Here is a 16,854-nt window from a genome sequence, read left to right on the forward strand (position 1 = left end):
TTCCTATTGTCCATAGGGCACAAAACGCGCCATGCTCTCAAAGGTCGTATAATCAATCCGTGAAATAGCTACTTCTGTCAGCTTTGATAAAATGGTTTTTTCCAAGTCCTTACGACAAGCTGCCAAAAACTCTACTTCCTCATCTGTCAATTCTTCGCGAATATAGCCAAAGGTTATGTGAAATTGATAGTTATGATGGTTTGGAAAAACCACACCAGTTTGATAAGAGATAAAATCGCGAATATTATCCAATCGCTCTTGACTAGCCTTATCAGCAGGCTTTAATAGGATGCACTGTCTTCCCAAGCCTTGAACAGTCATTTTGATATGTTCTCCTGTCAGCGGAAAATGGCTGAGCTTCTCAGCAAAATAAGCATGAACATCAGCAATGGGAATATCTAAAGGGAGAACTTTACTCCAAAATTCAGGTTGGCGATTTTGGTCACAGAGTAATTCAAATACTGTCATATGAATCGATTCAGGCGGCGTGAGTGTCAATTTTTCACTGAAAGGCAACTCCCGATAAGCTGTCTGCAACTGATCAACAATCGTTAAAAGATGAGGCTGGTCATAAAGATTGGCGACAACTGTATTGCCTGCAAAGGGCGCAAAATCCCCCTCTTTTGTAAATTTTAACTTGGTCAAGGTATTCATCTATGATTTCCCTCTCTTAAAATCATCAAAATAAGGCATGACTTCAATCTCTAAGTCTCTTGCAAAGGCTTCTGCCAAGTCAACCGGCCTACCGACCATATGAGCAGGGTCATGGGCATCCGTATTGATAAGATAACGAAGGTCATAATGTCTAGACAGTTCAAAAACCCGACGATCAGGATATTCTCGCCCATCTCGTAGGCCATTCGCATTGATTTCAACAGGAATATCCAATTTCTGGCATACGTCAAAGATTTGTTTGGCGACGCCTTTTGCATGATCGTCCCAGTCAGCATAACCAACCATATAGAGGTCTGGATGGGCTAGAAAATGGAAGCGCCTGGTCTCTAGGGCTTCACAAACCTCATCGGCGTAAAGCTGAATTTCCCTCTTACCTTTTGGGGCAAAGTGGTCTATCTCACGATTGGCCCCACTTCTGTGTTGCCCGAGTACAAAGAGCTCATAGCCGTAGTCCTTGGCGAACTGATCATAAGCTCCGAGCGAGGTCTTGTAAAACTCACATTCCCAGCCCTTGTAAATCTTGATTTTTCCCTCATATTTCGCAATCGCTTCGTTTAATGCGGCATCATAGGCAGGAAACTCCTCCCACTGCAAGCGACGTGGGTCATGATTGTCTTCATGTGGCACATGCTCTGTAATAGCAAGCTCAGTCAACCCAGCCGCAATCGCAGTTTCAATATAATCCTCAATCTCACCAACAGCATGTTTGCACCAGCGGGTATGTGTATGATAATTCGCAACTTGTGTCATTGTAGCACCTCCAATTCTTGTAAGAGTTCTTCTGGAAAATCACTTTCGATTAGATCGACTCCTAAATCTAAGGCAAGCTCTAAGCCTTCCCTATCATTGACAACCGAACCATCGACCAGATAGCCTGCTTCTTGCAATTCTTCAACTAATTCCTTGGGTAAATTTTTGGCAAAATTAAGGTAAATATCCGCCTGCATACCTTCCATTAACTGGACTGGATTAACAGGAATAAAAGGGACGATCACAGCCAGTGGAATACTTTCATCTGCTTGCTTTACTTTCTTAAGCAAGGCAAAATCTGTCCCAAATACGAAACAATCCTTTTGAAAGTTATGTTTCTGCAACAGCTCAACAAGTAAATTTCCAATGCTATCACGATCATGCCACATTTTTCGAGGATGGATTTTCAACTCAAAAGCAATGCCAAGCTGGTGTTGTTTTGCCCAGATGATTGCTTCTTCAACTCTAGTGAGCTCGAAGACGTCGCGCAACTCTGATAAGGTGTAATCCCTTATCATTCCGGATAAGGACGTTTGCAGAGATAGATCGTGGTCATGGTATAGCACCAATTCACCATCTTTTGTCAGCTGCACATCTACCTCAATATAGGGAACATTTTTTCCAAGAATGGTCTCAAAAGTGGCAATGGTATTTTCACGAATACCTTCCACTAATTGCCCACGGTGCCCACCTATAATCAACTGATTACTATCTCGTAATTTCTGAATCAAATCCATTGCAATCCCTTTCAAAAATGTCTATGCCACTATTATCCTCTTTTTTATGCCGATGGACTAGATAGAAATGTTTCCTTGACTATAACATTTGTGACATATTGATACCTCTTTGAAAAGGTTTGTTCACTTAGATAGCATTTTAGCAGACAAGCAGTCAATGGAAATTAATACTTAAGGAAAATCAATCTAGCCTAGGAAACCAAACTGATGGTAGAACTGGAGCTCATCAAAGCGAGTTAACAACGGTTATCTTTGAGTTTCAAAGAGTATGAGCATTAAGTCAAATTTCTTATTAGCTGTTTTGGAATCATCACTGGTTATAGGAGGGCTGAGCTCCAAAACTGACTTAAGGCGTAGAGAAGAGAACAAGACCCAATCCAACTCTGACGAGTTATCGATTGGGTCTCTTTCTCTTTCTATTTGTTGCTGGTTTAAAACCTTTAGCTAGGTCTCGGAATTTAGCTAACTGCTTCTTGAGTAGACGCTATCCTTGCTTTGCTAGCGAGAGTGCTAGTATTCTCATAAAAGATTCTCTCTATTTATAAGACCAGACAGCGCTCAAAGACCTTGCTGGTGAACAGAGTCGTAAGGCTGCGTTTCCTCACTCGGATCGTCCTCAAGCACTTCATCTGCCAAGAGGTCTACTTCGTTCAAATCAATCGTAATCTCTTCTGAAATGGATTCTTGATTGTAAGATTCCTCTTCAACCAGCTCTGTCAAGACTTCCTCTGCCTCAGTCTTAGCTTTGGTCGCCTGATCCTTGAACTGAGCGAAGAAATCATCTTGACTCACGCGCTCCTTAATTTCATCCGCCTTATCCTTGACCGTTCTCACAATATCATCTGCCGTCAATTCCCCAGTTTCAAACTTATGCTTGACGTCAGTATATTTTTCAAGGGCTTGGTCCTTGATTTCCTGAGCTCTTCCTACCCACTCAGAGTGCTTGGCTTCTGGATTTTCCTGATAGTCATGAAGATAGTCTGCCAGCTTATTTTTAACAGCCTTACCTGTCTTGCTGGCTAGAAAAACTGCCGCAGCTGCACCACCCGCAGCACCTAAGATGAGGGTGGTCACAATTCTATTTGGTTTGGACATATGAGTTCCTCCTTATTTTTTTAACAATTTTGAAACGAGGCCAACAGCTGACATGGTCTTACCTGCCTTAGCAGTTGATTTAGTGGCATGACCCGCCTTAGACGTTAAATTTCTAGCCGATTGGTTCAAATCAGACACAGAAGTTGATAGGTCTGCAACGGCCACAAATAAAGGCGTGATGGTTTCCATTTTTCCGTTGACATCATCGACCAAAACATTGGCCTTGGCCAAGATTTCATTGGCCTGATAAAAGGTGACATTGGCATCGCTCGTCAAGACCTTCAAGGTCGTCTGAGCTTCATCCACAACCTTAGAAACTTTCGTGATTAACAAAATCAAATAAACCACCAAGGCCGCAAAAGCCACCGCTGCAATCAATAAAGCAATTTCACCCATAAAGATTCTCCTTTTTTATAGCCTAATAGAGAGGCTGAGTTTTTGTTTTTCTAGCATAGACCACAAGGCCTAATCCTAAGACAATAAGCACTAACGACACCCACTGGGAAACTCTCAAGCTGCCAAGCATCAGACTATCCGTCCGTAGGCCTTCTATGATAAAGCGACCGATACCATACCAAATCAGGTAAAAAGCTGTCGGTTCGCTACGCTTGAGAAAGCCTCTATGACGAACTGCCATAATGAGGGCAAAGCCCAATAAATTCCAGAGAGATTCGTAGAGGAAGGTCGGTACCCGATAACTCCCATCAATAAACATCTGTTCACGAATAAAGGCTGGCAAATAATCCAGTTGCGAAACTGCTGCCCCATAAGCCTCCTGGTTGAAAAAGTTCCCCCAACGCCCTAAAGCTTGGGCTACTAGCACCCCAGGAACAGCAATATCTAAGAAATCCCAGACATTGATGAAGTGCCTTTGGCTAAACCAATACATGACCAAGGCTCCAGCAATCAGGCCACCATAAATCGCGATGCCTCCATTCCAAATCGCAAAAATTTCTCCGAGATTATCCTTGTACTGATCCCAGGAAAAAATCACATAATAGAGCCTTGCTCCCAGAATGGCCAGCGGAAAAGCTATCAAGATAAAGTCAATCACCTGATCGGGAGCAATCTTTTTGCGAGGCGCCTCTTTCATGGCCAGATAGACCGCTAACATTAAACCAGACAAGATGCATAGGGCATACCAACGGATCTGCAAGGGCCCTAGCTCAACTGCAATCGGATCAATCATCTGCAACTCCATTTTGAGCAATCAAATTAGTTAAGCGCTCTTCAAAGGTCTTTGTGGCATCAAACCCCATCTCCCGTGAACGATAGTTCATGGCCGCTGCTTCGATGACTACCGAAATGTTACGACCAGTCTTCACAGGAATACGGATCCTAGGGATACGGACATTGGCAATCTCGATTTCTTCATTGCCATTGCCCAAACGATCAAAGACTTTCCCCGCATCATAATTCTCAAGATAGATAGCCAACTGAACTTGGGAAGAATCCTTGACAGCTGACGCCCCGTAAAGGCTCATGATATCAATTATCCCAACGCCACGAATTTCCAGCAGATGCCGCAAAATCTCGGCAGGTTCTCCCCAAAGCGTTACGTCATCTTTGGCATAAACATCGACACGGTCATCTGCGACCAGACGGTGTCCTCGCTTGACCAACTCAAGACCCGTTTCCGACTTACCGATCCCTGAGTCGCCTTGGATAAGCACCCCCATCCCATAGATATCCATCAATACTCCATGGACGCTGGTACGTTTAGCCAAACGCGAATCTAAATAGCTGGATAGCTCCCCAGAGAGACGACTAGTCGGCACATTGCTCTGCAAAACCGCAATCCCTTCTGACCGGGCCGCTTCCAGCATCTCATCAGGAATCTCTAATCCTCTTGAAACGATAAAGGCAGGTGTTTCGGCTTTGATCATTTCACTGAGCACCTGAAGGCGGTTGTGAGCGGTCATCTTGGTCAGATAGGACCATTCTTTCATCCCAATCAACTGAATACGCTCCGGCGAGTAATAATCAAAATAGCCTGTCATTTCGAGCCCTGGACGTGAAATATCAGAGGTTGTAATCTCCTTGTTTAAGAGCTCATCCCTTCCATAAATAATATTTAAACGAACTTTTTCAACAAGTTCTTTTACTGTAACTACCATAAATCTCCTTCCTAATAGCTTGCTACTATTATATCATGTTCTTTCCAAATTTTCCTTTGAAAGCCCTTAACTTTTTCATGTAAAAAAGAAAGACCCTTACGGGCCTTCTTTTAGGGGGAGGAGCAAATTACCTAAACCAGTTAGTCTTTTCTTTGATCTTTTCAGCCTCTTTGATCCGGCGAGGAGCTTGCCCAAATCGCTCACGGGTCAATTCGTCCTTGTTAGAGAGAGAATGACTCATGAGGTAGTAAACCAAAGGGCCAATGACCGGGTTAAAGACCGAGAAGACAAAGAAGAGGAGACGTAGGTATTGCAAGTTCCAACCGAACTTATCCGCAATGCCAGCAAGAACGCCGGAAATCATTTTATTTTGTTTAAGTTTATAAAAACGTGCCTGCATAGCTCTCTACCTCTCTTTCACTGGATGATTTTATTATACTCTCTCCGAGCCAAAAAAACCATCCGTCCCAAGACTGATTTCGCTTTCTTAAAAACTATTTTTTCTCAATTCCTTGTATGTCCAGTGGTTTTGAAGGCTTTTGCGATTCATAGAAAATGTTCTATAATGCCTGTAGTGGGTAAACCCAACATGAAGATTAAAGCGACCAAACTCACATTAGAAAGACTTATATGACCAATTTTTGCCTCTTCCTTAACAGAGGACTAAAAGTACTCTAAGTCATCCTCTACAGCTTCTTTTAGATAATTGAATGTCTGTGAGATAACAGGCAAGGCTAGGAGTTCGTCGTATTTTTCAATCACAGCCATAAGTTGCCCAGTATGAACTAATGCTGCTTCAAGGGTATCTTCTTGCGGTTTATTGGGAAAATCAGATGCGATACCTTCCGAATACTGGTCAATCGTTTTGCGCAAGGCTTTCGAGCGTTCTCGGAGGATTTCTTGCGGCTTCTTATGCTTGTCATGAACTTTGGTATAGTCGCATCGACAATGAGAATATGACGTTTAATCAAGCCAAGTTCTAGCGCAATTTGGACGGATTTAGCGATGAGTCAATCAAGTAACTTTTCATCTTTAATCCTCAGTTTCCGAAATTTTGTCAATGAGGAGGGTTCGATGACATGGTCTTCAGGAGCTAGACCAAGAAAATAGTTGAAGGCCATATCGGAAAAGGACCGTTCCACCACTTCCACATCGGACAACTGATCGATGTCTTTTAAGAGGAGATATTTGAACTCATGATGGGAGAGTAAGCACGACGTCAAAAGTCAGGACAATAATTCTTTTCCAGCTCGTCATAAATAAAGCTAAAATCACAGAGTTCTGTTAGCTGACGTCAAAAATGAGTTTTAGGAACAACAATATCATACAGAGTAGAATAGGGACTAACCTCTAAAGTCAACTGATTATCAAGCATACCATCACCTCAACTTTAGTATAGCAAAAAAAGCCATCAAACGATGACTTTTTCAGTGAGCTCACAAAACCATCCTCTCCAGGATATAGCTTTTCATCAACCCACTACAGTTGACAATGAGCCCAAAAAACGAACAAGTTAACATTCTGGCTATCAGAAAACCATCTTTGTTCGTTTTTTAGTTTAAACGTTTGTTACAAACTTTTATTTTAGTCAAACGGAATGTTTTCCTTATTTTCAGTGACAGTATAAGTCAGTTCTTTCAAATCAAGAGTTGCTTCTGCGACTACTGACTTGTCCGCATTGTGACGAGTAATAATAATCGTATGCTCATTTGGTGTTGCTACCTCAATACCACCATCTAGGTCAAAGGCTGCGCTCTGATTACGATAGGTAAAGAGTTTTAGAAGAGCTTTGACCACTGGGCGTTCTACTTCTTCAGCGATTTCTTCGCTTGTGTAGTAGTGACGGTTGATATTACGACCTTCCTTGGTACTTTCAAGCAGCTCTAAGTCGTTCTTTCCAGCTAAGAACCCTACATAATACACTTGTGGAATCCCTGGGGCAAAGGCTTGGATAAGACGGGCAAGGAAATATTTCTTGTCATCATCACCGAGAGCCGAATAGTAGGTCGAGTTAATTTGATAAATATCCAAATTATTGTACTCAGCTGAAGAATATTTCCGTTTGACATTGGCACCGACTTTATAAAGCTCATTTGATGCAAAATCAATTTCTTCATCTGTCAAAATATCTTTGACATCGACCACACCAATCCCATCATGTGTATCCAGCGTTGTGAATTGCTTCATCGGACTCATCTTCAACCATTTGGCCAATTGATTCGTATGAGTGGAATAAAGAGCATGAAGCGTCACCATTGGAAGCGCAAAATCATAGACATAGTAGTCGTGATCCGCAATCTTGAACTGAATCGTATAATGTTCATGAATTTCAGGAAGCAGCTCTGCTCCTGCTTCTGCTGCCATGTCGCGCACCTTGTCCAGCAAGTCCCAAATTTCAGGCTCCACAAAGAAATCATTGGTATCCAATTTCTTCACGGCATAGGCAAAGGCATCCAAACGGATCAAATCACAACCATTCGCTGCCAAGTGTTCAATGGTCTTTTTGATAAAGTCCATGGTCACTTCTTTTGTCACATCAAGGTCGATTTGTTCCTCGCCAAAGGTATTCCAGAGATGTTCTTTTGAGCCATCTGCAAAGACAATTTCCTGCATTGGAGCTTTATCCTTACGTTTGTAAATCAAATCGACATCTTCTTTTGTTGGACGATTTTCAGGCCAGAATTTTTCCCAGCGTAGGAATAAATCAGCGTATTCTGACTCGTCCTTCTTTTCTTGGAAATCCTTGTAATACTTAGATTGACGGGAAATGTGATTGATCATAAAGTCAAACATGAGGTAATATTTCTCCCCAAGACGCTTCACATCATCCCAGTCACCAAAAGCGGCATCGACCTCATCATAATCCACTGGTGCAAAACCACGGTCGCCTGTTGATGGAAAAAATGGAAGTAGGTGCACACCGCCCACCGCATCACCAAAATACTTGGTCAAGTTTTCATCTAGTTCCTTTAGATTTTTTCCTAAACTATCTGAATAGGTGATGATCATGGTCTTATTTGTAATTGCCATAATTTTTTGGCCTCCGGTTCTATATTTTCTTCATCATATCAAAAATAGCGCTTTTATTGTAGGGGCATTCCAGCTGAAAATTTAGGACAGTTTACACAAAAATACAAATTGCCTTTTTCTATTTTACAGCACCGCTGGTCATACCAGATATAATATTTTTCTGGAAAATGAGATAAACGATGAGAATTGGAATAATACCCACAACATAGGATGCAAAGCTTGGTCCATAATCACTGAAGTACATGCCTTGGTAATTGTATTGGAATAAGGGCAAGGTCCACATATTTTGGTCTTTATTCAAAACGAGCAATGGTAAAAGGAAATCATTCCATAACCAAAGAGCATTGATAATTAAAACAGTCGCATGCATCGGCTTCATCAATGGGAAAATAATTTTCCAATACATAGTGAACTTATCACAACCGTCAATTGCAGCAGCCTCATCCATATCTTCAGGAACAATTGTCTTGATGTACCCAACATAGAGGAAGAGTGTCTGTGGCACTGCATAGGCTAGGTAGAGCAAAATTAATCCTGTCATATTGCTAAGACCTAGTGTAGACATGAGTTTGGTCATCGGAATCATGATGACTTGGAAAGGAACAAAAATCCCGATAATCAAGAAAATATACATGATAGCGAACGCCTTATTACGCTCCATACGACGGGCGATAGAGAAGGCAGCCATAGGAATAATAGCAATAATAAGCGCCACTCCCACAACTGTAATCAATGCTGAATTCCCAAAATAAGTTGTAATTCCATCCTCAAAAAGACGAATATAATTATCTAGGATAAATTCTTCTGGAAAGCCAAAGAAGTTTCCTGTAATCTCACTCGTTGGTTTAAAAGAACTGATGACGGTCATCACCAAGGGGAGCAACATCATCAAGATACCTGCAAAGAGAATGAGGTAAACCCACCAATTTTTTTGCTTTTTATTTGCCATCTGACACCTCACACTTCAAATTTACGTGATACAGAAATCTGAATCACAGAAATAATAGCTATAATCAAGAATAATATGACAGCTAAAGCATTTGCATACGAAAATTTATTGTCTACAAAGGCATAGTTATAGACTAAGAGCCCCAATGATTCTGTCTTGCCGTCTGGTCCTCCTTTTGTCAATGAGAAAATCAGATCAAAAGCTGTGAGCCCAGACTTCAAAGCCAAAATGAAGACCATAGAAATAGATGGAAGCAAGAAAGGCAGTTCAATATTCAAGAACTTCTGACGACGATTGGCACCATCGATTTCAGCGGCTTCGAGTATATCGGAAGGAATGCTTTGAAGACCAGCTAGAAAAATGATAATCGGCATCGCCAAACCTTGCCAGAGTGCAACAAAGATGGCTGATGGGATAACGGTATGTTCTTGAACAAGCAGATTCTCAGATAACCAGTCTATTCCCAACAGCTCACCAATCTGTGGCAAGCCATAGTTGAATAGTTGGCTAAAGATTAATCCGAGTGTCACGGTTGATAAAACAGCTGGGAAAAAATACCATGTTCGGAAAAAACCAAGTGCTTTAATCTTCCGATTCAGTAAAGTAGCCATAAAAATTCCAATGACAATTTCCCCAACCAATAAACCGAGTGTAAATAAAATAGTAAATGTAATACTGGTATAGAAATGACTGTCTTTTAGCACATCTATATAATTTTGAATCCCAATGACCTTAAATGAGCTACTCAAACCGTTCCAGTCAGTCAAACTATAAAAAATCCCCTGAACAAGTGGATAAAAGAAAAACAAGGCCTGTAACATGATCGGAACAAGAACAAATAAATATGCCCAATACCTCTCAATAAATCCTTTATTTTTTACCATAAACTGCCTCCTCATCATCTGATTGAAATACTGAAACAACTGACATATGAGAACAGGTTAGTTTCTCATGTGTCAATCATTCCTGTTCTATCATTGATTAAAAATAAGAGGAGATCGAGAATAATCTCCCAACCTCCTCGTTGACTTTATTCAGATAAAATGACCTGATTTATTTTTTCATCGGATCAAAGAATGCGTTCAAATCTTTCGCTAATTCTGTTGCATCAGGTTTCTTGACCGTTTCAACCGTCACATTCCAAAATTCGTCTTCTGATTCCCATTCGCTTTGAAGCCAAACTGGGTGAAACTCTGTAAAGGCAAGTTCTGTTACCCCTGCAATTTCTTGGAATTTACCTTCTGTATCAATTCCTTCTACTGCTGTTGCAGAACCATCTACATCATAGTATTTTTGGAACACTTCTTTGCTTGAAATATAGCTCAAGAATTTCTGTGCCTCTTTTTGATGCTTTGATTCTTTACTGATGGAAAGTGCCATATCTGCTGCACCAACCGTATATGTCTTACCATCTTCTGTCGGAAAGGCAAATATGCCATATTCAAAGTCTGGTTTTTGCTGATTCACAACGGTCGCCGCCCATGTTCCTTGAGGCATCATCAAGGCTTCACCCTTAGCAAAAGCCGCTACTGCATCTGCATACTTGGCACCGGTAAATCCTTTTTGGCCATTATCTGTCAACAATGCTAAGCGTTCAAGAACTGCTGTCGTGGCTGGATCGGTTGCAGAAATCGCTCCTTTTTCGCTACGGATTAATTTGTCTTCTGCTCCATCAAAACCACCTGCAACTGTAATCCAAGCTAACTGATGATAGCCATTGAGTGACCATGCATCCCCCAATGACAAGGCAAATGGTGCTACTGAACCATCTTTTTTGATGGTTGCTACTAACTCTTTAAATTCAGCATAAGTTGTCGGAACTTTCAATCCTATCTTTTCAAAAGCTGTCTTATTATAGTAGATTCCATAGGCATTAGCATTAAGTGGCAATGAATATACTTTGCCATCCACAGCATACGTATCTGCTGCTCCAGCTTTTAGGTTGGACAGACCTGCATCATCTGTTAATTCAGCAAAACGTCCATCAGCTGCATACTCTTTAAAGTCAGCGTTCTGTGGATAGATATTGATAATATCTGGCGCTTCTTCATTTGCCATACGTGTTTTCAAGACTGTTCCTGGATCCGGTACACTGGTGAATTTGACATCAATTTCTGGGTTTTCTTTCTCGAAATCTTTGACGATTTCTTCCAAAGTGGCTTTCATTTCAGGTTTTTGTGAGAAGAACTCGATTTGAACAGTGTCACTACTTTGGCCATTGCCACAAGCAACTAAGAAGCTAGCGAATGCACAAACACTTGCACATTTTAAGAAAGTTTTGAATTTCATAAGATCCTCCTATTGTTTATGAAATATATATTGTACACTAAAATAATCTTTTTGAACATGAGGCATGGTTAAGCCAATGTTCATGAGTTCATCTCCGTAAAAAGTAGCATCTAACTCTTTTGAGTAATATTGTGCACTTGCATCTAAGCCTCTTAGCTTCACCTGAACGAGTGGTGCTTCTGGCTGAGAAAGAATTTTGACGAAGGTGAAGACAACTTGACTCTTATCGTCATTCACATAATTGTAAGCATAGGTATTATCAGTCTTTTTTAAGCGATAGTAATCACCAAACTGAACAGTTTGTCGAATAGACTTGTAAGTTTTTACCTGTTCCGTAATTTCTGTGATTTTGTGTTCAGGTAGAGCATGCAAATCTAACTCATATCCAAGATTCCCCAACATGGCGACGTTCCCCCGAGTTGATAGAGGTGTGACCCTTCCTGTCTGGTGATTCGGAACAGCTGAAACGTGTGCTCCTACACTGATAGATGGGAAAATCAATCCTGTTCCTTCTTGAATGGACAAGCGCCCTATCGCATCCGTATTGTCACTTGCCCAAGCTTGAGGCATGTAATAGAGCATTCCTAAATCATTTCGCCCACCGCCTCCAGAACAAGATTCAAACAAAACTTCTGGGAAACGTTTATTGAGTGTCTCTAGCACTCTGTAAAGACCAAGCATATATCGATGGTAAAACTCATTCTTTTGGTGATTGGCTTGGTATTCTGGAATATTTGTGATATTTCGATTCATATCCCATTTTACATAGGCAATATTGGCTGATTGAAGGATAGCTGATACCGATTCAATCAAATAATCACATACCTCTTCTTTAGATAAATCTAAGACTAATTGTTCCCTACTATAGGTATGACTACGCCCTTTAATCTGAATGACCCAATCCGGATGCGCTCGATACAGATCGCTATCTTCAGACACCATCTCTGGTTCAAACCATAAGCCAAAGGCCATACCTAATTCATTGATTTTCCGAGCAAGACCAGACAAGCCTGATGGCAATTTATCGCGATTTTCCACCCAATCACCAAGTGAGCAGGTATCCGAATTGCGCTTACCAAACCAGCCATCGTCTAGCACGAACAACTCAATGCCGGCATCTCTAGCTGACTGGGCCAGTTCTACTATTTTATTTTCTGTGAAATGGAAGTAGGTGGCTTCCCAGTTGTTTATAAGAATTGGGCGTTCCTTATGAGCCCATTTACCACGCGCAATATGATGACGAGCAAAATGCTGACTATCCCAAGTTAAACCTGTAAAGCCATTCGGAGTAAAACTCAGTAAAGCCTCTGGTGTTTGAAACGAATCATTCGCAGCTAATTGCCAGCGGAACTTCTCATCATTCAAACCAATCCCCAAACGTGTCGTCTGGAGGGCAGTTGTTTCCACAAAGGCTGTAAAATTGCCACTGTAAACCAATTGAGCGGTATAGATATCGCCCTGCTCCTCTGTGGCAATAGGGTCTGCTAAAGCAATAAATGGTGTCCGAGAATGACTAGAGGCCCCACGAATACTCCCAACGGAGTATTTCCCTTGTGTCAACGGTGTCTTCGTCCATTCTTTTTCATAGCCATAACGCCCCGTTAGAGTGTGCACCATAAACTGTTTATGTGGCAGATCCAAGGTCATTGACAAGGCTTTTTCCAATTTCACTGCTTGACTTCCTGTTTTAATCACAGCAGATCGTGTCAGGTAGTTTGCTTCTTCAAAGATGCTGTAAAAAAGGGTCACGGTGACATCTGTCAACTCATCATAAAGATCAATTTCGAGTGTCTCCACTTGATCTTCGTCCCCAAAACTAGCAGGTAATCCTGATAAGGCTGGCTTCCCTTTATACATCCGATGCGCTTGGTAACGCAAATCCAGTGCTGTTCCTTTTTCACAGGTAACTTCAATGGCTGAGGTTCTGAAATCGCCCAATCCATTGCTGCTATACTCTAACGGTAGGGTATCTAGTGAAAAAGTCCTATCTTTGCTCGTTGGATTCGGTGAAAAAGCTCTATCTAAATATGTTATTTTGTTATCTGGACTAAAGTGCTCCACGCGTTTTCCAAAATAGCGATGGACAAGGAGTTTATTGTCTAGAATTTGCAAAATATAAGAGAAACGTTTGGCTTTCAAATGGAATAATAAAGCCGTTTCTTGATAATCAATCATCTTAACCCCCCTGTAATGATAGTTTCATTTTACCATTTGTAAGCGCTTCTAGAAATGGAATTTTGTTAGTTAAATATGGTACAATGTTAGTAAAAAAGAGATGAGGTGACACATGCTTTTTGCTGAATTAAATACAGACACAATGGACTTATCTATTGACTTTTATGGTTTTGAGGAATGCGCGCCTTCCTATTCTTTCGGCCCAGCTATCCGAGACAATTATGTCATCCACTACATTTCCCAAGGTAAAGGGACCTTTTATTATAAAAATCAAGAAATCCCATTATCTGCTGGCGATTTATTTTTGCTAAAAGCAAATGAAACGACCTTTTACCAAGCAGACTCAGAAGATCCTTGGTCCTATTATTGGATTGGCATTGGTGGCAATAAGGCTGATCTTTATTTTGGCTTATCAAGCTTAGGAGAGGTGGCTTATATTCAACATAATAAAAAGCAATCAACGAAAAAAGTAGCCAAACAAATGATCCAACTGATTACCCAAGCAGAAGAAAAAGAGCGGACCATAGGTAATCAGCTAGAATTGCTCAGTCAAGCATATCAATTGCTTTATGAACTAAATATTCTTTCTCCCAACTCCTCTTCTCACGAATTGAGCCAAACAGAAAAAATTTGCCAAGAATGCCGTCATGTCATTGAAAAGCATTACAGTATTGATGGTCTATCTATCTCATCTATTGCCCAAAAACTCAATGTTAATCGAAGTTATCTAACGACACTGTTTAAAAAATACTATCATGTAAGCCCTAAAGACTACCTACTTCAAACCAGAATGAAGAGAGCCAAGCAATTATTGGAAAATACGCAAGAGTCTATCAAAGTCATCTCTTATTCTGTTGGTTATCTTGATCCACTCTATTTTTCAAAAGCCTTCAAAGAATTTTACTCCATGTCTCCTAGTCAATTCCGAAAAAACGATAGAGGGATATAAGACTTCCGATATTATTATTTCACTGGCAATAAGCTACAATAGAGCCACTAATCGCTAAGGGGGCTGTTTATGATGAGTAAATATCAGGTAGTTATTGAGATAACCTCGTAGGAATTGAGGAGGAGCGATTTAAGCGAGGACAAAAATTACCTTCTATCCGGCAACTTAGTAAACAGTATCGTTGTAGTAAGGATACTGTGCAAAAGGCAATGCTAGAGTTGAAATACCAAAACGTCCTTTATGCCGTCGAAAAAAGTGTATATTATATCTTGGATGAAATAGGTGAAAAGGCAAACCTTTTCTGTACAATTTTTATAAAGTATTTTTGTTAGGCGATCACTCGCTTAGCCATAGGTGTTTGGTAATCGAGAGTACTATGAATGCGATGATGATTCCACCAGTGGACATAGTCCTTAGTTTTAAGGGTTAGTTCTTCTAGTGAATGAAAGGTTTCTTGGTTGATAAACTCCAGTTTAAAGGAGCGATAGGTGCTCTCAGCGACGGCATTATCATAGGGACAGCCCGCTTGACTGAGGGAAAGGGTAATGCCAAAGGTTTCAAGCATCTCATCAATCAACTGATTATCGAACTCCTTGCCCCGATCCGAGTGGAAGAGGTTGACCTTGGTCAGGGCGTAAGGAATACTTTGGATGGCTTGTTTAACCAGCTCTACAGTCTTATGCCAACCGACTGACAGACCGATGATTTCACGATTAAAGAGGTCAATCATCAAGCAAATATAGGCCCAGCGACTGCCCACACGGACATAGGTCAAGTCAGTGACAAGGACTTCCAGGGGTTTTTCTTGGTTGAATTGTCTGGCTAAATGATTGGGAATGGAGGCTTCATTTTTCCCTTTAGACTGTGGTTTGACTGCTGCTTTCTGGTAAACAGAAACCAAGTTCAATCACTTCATCATGCGGCGAATCCGACGACAAGAGAGTTGGATACCTTCAGATTCTAGACACTTCTTGATTTTTCGAGCACCATATCTGGCCTTGCTCTCAAGGAAAATCCTTTTGATTTTTTCTTCAAGCTCCGCTTCAGATACTGGCTCTACTGACCTGTAGTAATAACTGGAGCGAGGGATGTTTAGCCAGCGGCACATTTTTGAAATACTATATTTCTCCTTATTAGCAGTGATTATTTCCCTTTTTGTGCCATAATCACTGCTGCTTGCTTTAGGATATCGACCTGCATTTCTAGCTCTTTATTGCGCTTTCTGAGTTCAATGAGCTCACGCTGTTCATCGGTGAGGTTATCAACCGTTTTAAATGACCCCGTTGTTTTGGCCTGTCTCACCCATTTGTCAAAGGTAGAGGGGGTTAAATCATATTCTTTGATCAGCGCACTTCGTTTCATACCTGCATTGTGCAGGTCAACGATTTGTTTTTTGAAGTCATCCGTAAAATGACGACGGATTTTTCTAGACATATAGTTCTCCTTTTATTTTAGTGTAGAACACTTTATTCTTCTGTCTAGTTAAGTGTAACCGATTCACTTGGCATCTCATCAGTTATCCGTCGTTCTAGAGGCTATTGCACGAAGACTAGTTTTGTGACTATCGAAGGGAATCTTCTCAATCGAGCGTTTACAGCTCAGTCACCTAATCAGAAGTGGCGTACAGATGTAACCTTCTTGCAGTATGGACGAGGTTGTAAGGCTTATTTAAGCGCTATCAAAGACCTTTATGACGGCTCTATCGTGGCGTACCATATCAGTAAGCATAATGAAAACCACTTGTTATGGAGAACCTAAGAAAGGCTATGGAAGCTCATCCAGATGCCACACCAATCATCCACAGCGACAGAGGAAGTCAATACACTTCACGGGAATACCGGATGGTAACGCCCAATATCAGATGACACGCTCTATGTCACGAGTTGGTAAATGCATTGACAGTTCGCCAATTGAGCGTTTCTTTGGTCATCTTAAAACGGAATGTTATGATTTGAAGGCTTACAAGACATTTGAGGAGTTAGTCGCTGATATTAATGATTATATCTATTTTTACAATAATGAACGATTTCAAGAGAAATACAACGGCCTTGCCCCTCTTGAAATGAGGAACAAGGCCGTTGCTTAATC

General features: G+C 41.1%; 14 protein-coding genes and 4 pseudogenes. 3 read left to right on the forward strand and 15 right to left on the reverse strand.

Annotated elements, in window-relative coordinates; genetic code table 11:
- Positions 1–3: 3 nt before the first annotated feature.
- From ABID29_RS03795 to ABID29_RS03865, 14 genes and pseudogenes are all read right to left on the reverse strand, one after another.
- Positions 4–654, reverse strand: coding sequence for a DUF1868 domain-containing protein (locus ABID29_RS03795; protein ID WP_354364517.1), 651 nt, complete (start codon positions 652–654; stop codon positions 4–6).
- Positions 655–1,425 carry a PHP domain-containing protein gene (locus ABID29_RS03800; RefSeq protein WP_354364518.1) on the reverse strand — a complete coding sequence of 257 codons (771 nt, stop codon included), beginning with the start codon at positions 1,423–1,425 and terminating at the stop codon, positions 655–657.
- The gene (locus tag ABID29_RS03805) at positions 1,422–2,162 is read right to left on the reverse strand and encodes a glycerophosphodiester phosphodiesterase (protein ID WP_354364519.1); all 741 of its coding nucleotides are present in this window, start codon (positions 2,160–2,162) and stop codon (positions 1,422–1,424) included. Before ABID29_RS03805 ends, ABID29_RS03800 begins: the two co-directional genes overlap by 4 nt.
- Before the next feature lie 558 nt (positions 2,163–2,720).
- A complete protein-coding gene (locus tag ABID29_RS03810) occupies positions 2,721–3,257 on the reverse strand; it encodes a YtxH domain-containing protein (protein WP_354364521.1) in 537 nt (178 codons plus the stop codon).
- Between the two features lie 12 nt (positions 3,258–3,269).
- Positions 3,270–3,653: a DUF948 domain-containing protein gene (locus tag ABID29_RS03815; protein ID WP_354364523.1), complete on the reverse strand. Its 384-nt coding sequence runs from the start codon at positions 3,651–3,653 to the stop codon at positions 3,270–3,272.
- 22 nt (positions 3,654–3,675) lie between these two features.
- Positions 3,676–4,446, reverse strand: coding sequence for a prolipoprotein diacylglyceryl transferase (gene lgt, locus ABID29_RS03820; RefSeq protein WP_354364524.1), 771 nt, complete (start codon positions 4,444–4,446; stop codon positions 3,676–3,678).
- Positions 4,439–5,374: an HPr(Ser) kinase/phosphatase gene (hprK, locus tag ABID29_RS03825; protein ID WP_354364525.1), complete on the reverse strand. Its 936-nt coding sequence runs from the start codon at positions 5,372–5,374 to the stop codon at positions 4,439–4,441. Before hprK ends, lgt begins: the two co-directional genes overlap by 8 nt.
- A gap of 127 nt (positions 5,375–5,501) precedes the next feature.
- Positions 5,502–5,774 (reverse strand): PspC domain-containing protein, encoded by a 273-nt coding sequence (locus ABID29_RS03830; RefSeq protein ID WP_354364526.1) that lies wholly within the window; start codon positions 5,772–5,774, stop codon positions 5,502–5,504.
- 266 nt (positions 5,775–6,040) lie between these two features.
- Positions 6,041–6,749: pseudogene (locus ABID29_RS12315) on the reverse strand (transposase); the annotation flags it as partial.
- Between the two features lie 209 nt (positions 6,750–6,958).
- Complete coding sequence (gene gtfA, locus ABID29_RS03845) at positions 6,959–8,404, reverse strand: sucrose phosphorylase (RefSeq protein ID WP_354364528.1); 1,446 nt, start codon at positions 8,402–8,404, stop codon at positions 6,959–6,961.
- A gap of 118 nt (positions 8,405–8,522) precedes the next feature.
- On the reverse strand, positions 8,523–9,353 hold the full coding sequence (locus ABID29_RS03850; RefSeq protein WP_354364529.1) for a carbohydrate ABC transporter permease: 831 nt from the start codon (positions 9,351–9,353) through the stop codon (positions 8,523–8,525).
- A gap of 8 nt (positions 9,354–9,361) precedes the next feature.
- Positions 9,362–10,237: a carbohydrate ABC transporter permease gene (locus tag ABID29_RS03855; protein WP_354364530.1), complete on the reverse strand. Its 876-nt coding sequence runs from the start codon at positions 10,235–10,237 to the stop codon at positions 9,362–9,364.
- Between the two features lie 169 nt (positions 10,238–10,406).
- A complete protein-coding gene (locus ABID29_RS03860; RefSeq protein WP_354364531.1) occupies positions 10,407–11,642 on the reverse strand; it encodes an ABC transporter substrate-binding protein in 1,236 nt (411 codons plus the stop codon).
- 9 nt (positions 11,643–11,651) lie between these two features.
- Positions 11,652–13,817 (reverse strand): alpha-galactosidase, encoded by a 2,166-nt coding sequence (locus ABID29_RS03865; RefSeq protein WP_354364533.1) that lies wholly within the window; start codon positions 13,815–13,817, stop codon positions 11,652–11,654.
- A 112-nt stretch (positions 13,818–13,929) separates the two neighbouring features.
- On the opposite strand from ABID29_RS03865, the gene ABID29_RS03870 reads away from it, so the two are divergent.
- Both ABID29_RS03870 and ABID29_RS12320 read left to right on the forward strand, forming a co-directional pair.
- Entirely contained in the window at positions 13,930–14,766 is an 837-nt protein-coding gene (locus ABID29_RS03870; protein WP_354364534.1) for an AraC family transcriptional regulator, read from the forward strand.
- 72 nt (positions 14,767–14,838) lie between these two features.
- A pseudogene (locus ABID29_RS12320) lies at positions 14,839–15,044 on the forward strand (GntR family transcriptional regulator); the annotation flags it as partial.
- A gap of 50 nt (positions 15,045–15,094) precedes the next feature.
- Here ABID29_RS12320 and ABID29_RS03880 read toward each other — a convergent pair.
- Positions 15,095–16,200, reverse strand: a pseudogene (locus ABID29_RS03880) (IS3 family transposase).
- A 66-nt stretch (positions 16,201–16,266) separates the two neighbouring features.
- On the opposite strand from ABID29_RS03880, the pseudogene ABID29_RS03885 reads away from it, so the two are divergent.
- Positions 16,267–16,852, forward strand: a pseudogene (locus ABID29_RS03885) (IS3 family transposase); the annotation flags it as partial.
- Positions 16,853–16,854: the final 2 nt, after the last annotated feature.

This window comes from Streptococcus rupicaprae (assembly GCF_040545225.1).
Lineage (GTDB): Bacteria > Bacillota > Bacilli > Lactobacillales > Streptococcaceae > Streptococcus > Streptococcus rupicaprae.

Excerpts from the sequence above, each read along its gene's own strand:
- hprK (WP_354364525.1), bottom strand. The coding sequence starts at position 5,374 with ATGGTAGTTACAGTAAAAGAACTTGTTGAAAAAGTTCGTTTAAATATT.
- lgt (WP_354364524.1), bottom strand. The coding sequence starts at position 4,446 with ATGATTGATCCGATTGCAGTTGAGCTAGGGCCCTTGCAGATCCGTTGG.
- ABID29_RS03810 (WP_354364521.1), bottom strand. The coding sequence starts at position 3,257 with ATGTCCAAACCAAATAGAATTGTGACCACCCTCATCTTAGGTGCTGCG.
- ABID29_RS03830 (WP_354364526.1), bottom strand. The coding sequence starts at position 5,774 with ATGCAGGCACGTTTTTATAAACTTAAACAAAATAAAATGATTTCCGGC.
- ABID29_RS03865 (WP_354364533.1), bottom strand. The coding sequence starts at position 13,817 with ATGATTGATTATCAAGAAACGGCTTTATTATTCCATTTGAAAGCCAAA.
- ABID29_RS03860 (WP_354364531.1), bottom strand. The coding sequence starts at position 11,642 with ATGAAATTCAAAACTTTCTTAAAATGTGCAAGTGTTTGTGCATTCGCT.
- gtfA (WP_354364528.1), bottom strand. The coding sequence starts at position 8,404 with ATGGCAATTACAAATAAGACCATGATCATCACCTATTCAGATAGTTTA.
- ABID29_RS03870 (WP_354364534.1), top strand. The coding sequence starts at position 13,930 with ATGCTTTTTGCTGAATTAAATACAGACACAATGGACTTATCTATTGAC.
- ABID29_RS03800 (WP_354364518.1), bottom strand. The coding sequence starts at position 1,425 with ATGACACAAGTTGCGAATTATCATACACATACCCGCTGGTGCAAACAT.
- ABID29_RS03850 (WP_354364529.1), bottom strand. The coding sequence starts at position 9,353 with ATGGCAAATAAAAAGCAAAAAAATTGGTGGGTTTACCTCATTCTCTTT.
- ABID29_RS03795 (WP_354364517.1), bottom strand. The coding sequence starts at position 654 with ATGAATACCTTGACCAAGTTAAAATTTACAAAAGAGGGGGATTTTGCG.
- ABID29_RS03805 (WP_354364519.1), bottom strand. The coding sequence starts at position 2,162 with ATGGATTTGATTCAGAAATTACGAGATAGTAATCAGTTGATTATAGGT.
- ABID29_RS03815 (WP_354364523.1), bottom strand. The coding sequence starts at position 3,653 with ATGGGTGAAATTGCTTTATTGATTGCAGCGGTGGCTTTTGCGGCCTTG.
- ABID29_RS03855 (WP_354364530.1), bottom strand. The coding sequence starts at position 10,237 with ATGGTAAAAAATAAAGGATTTATTGAGAGGTATTGGGCATATTTATTT.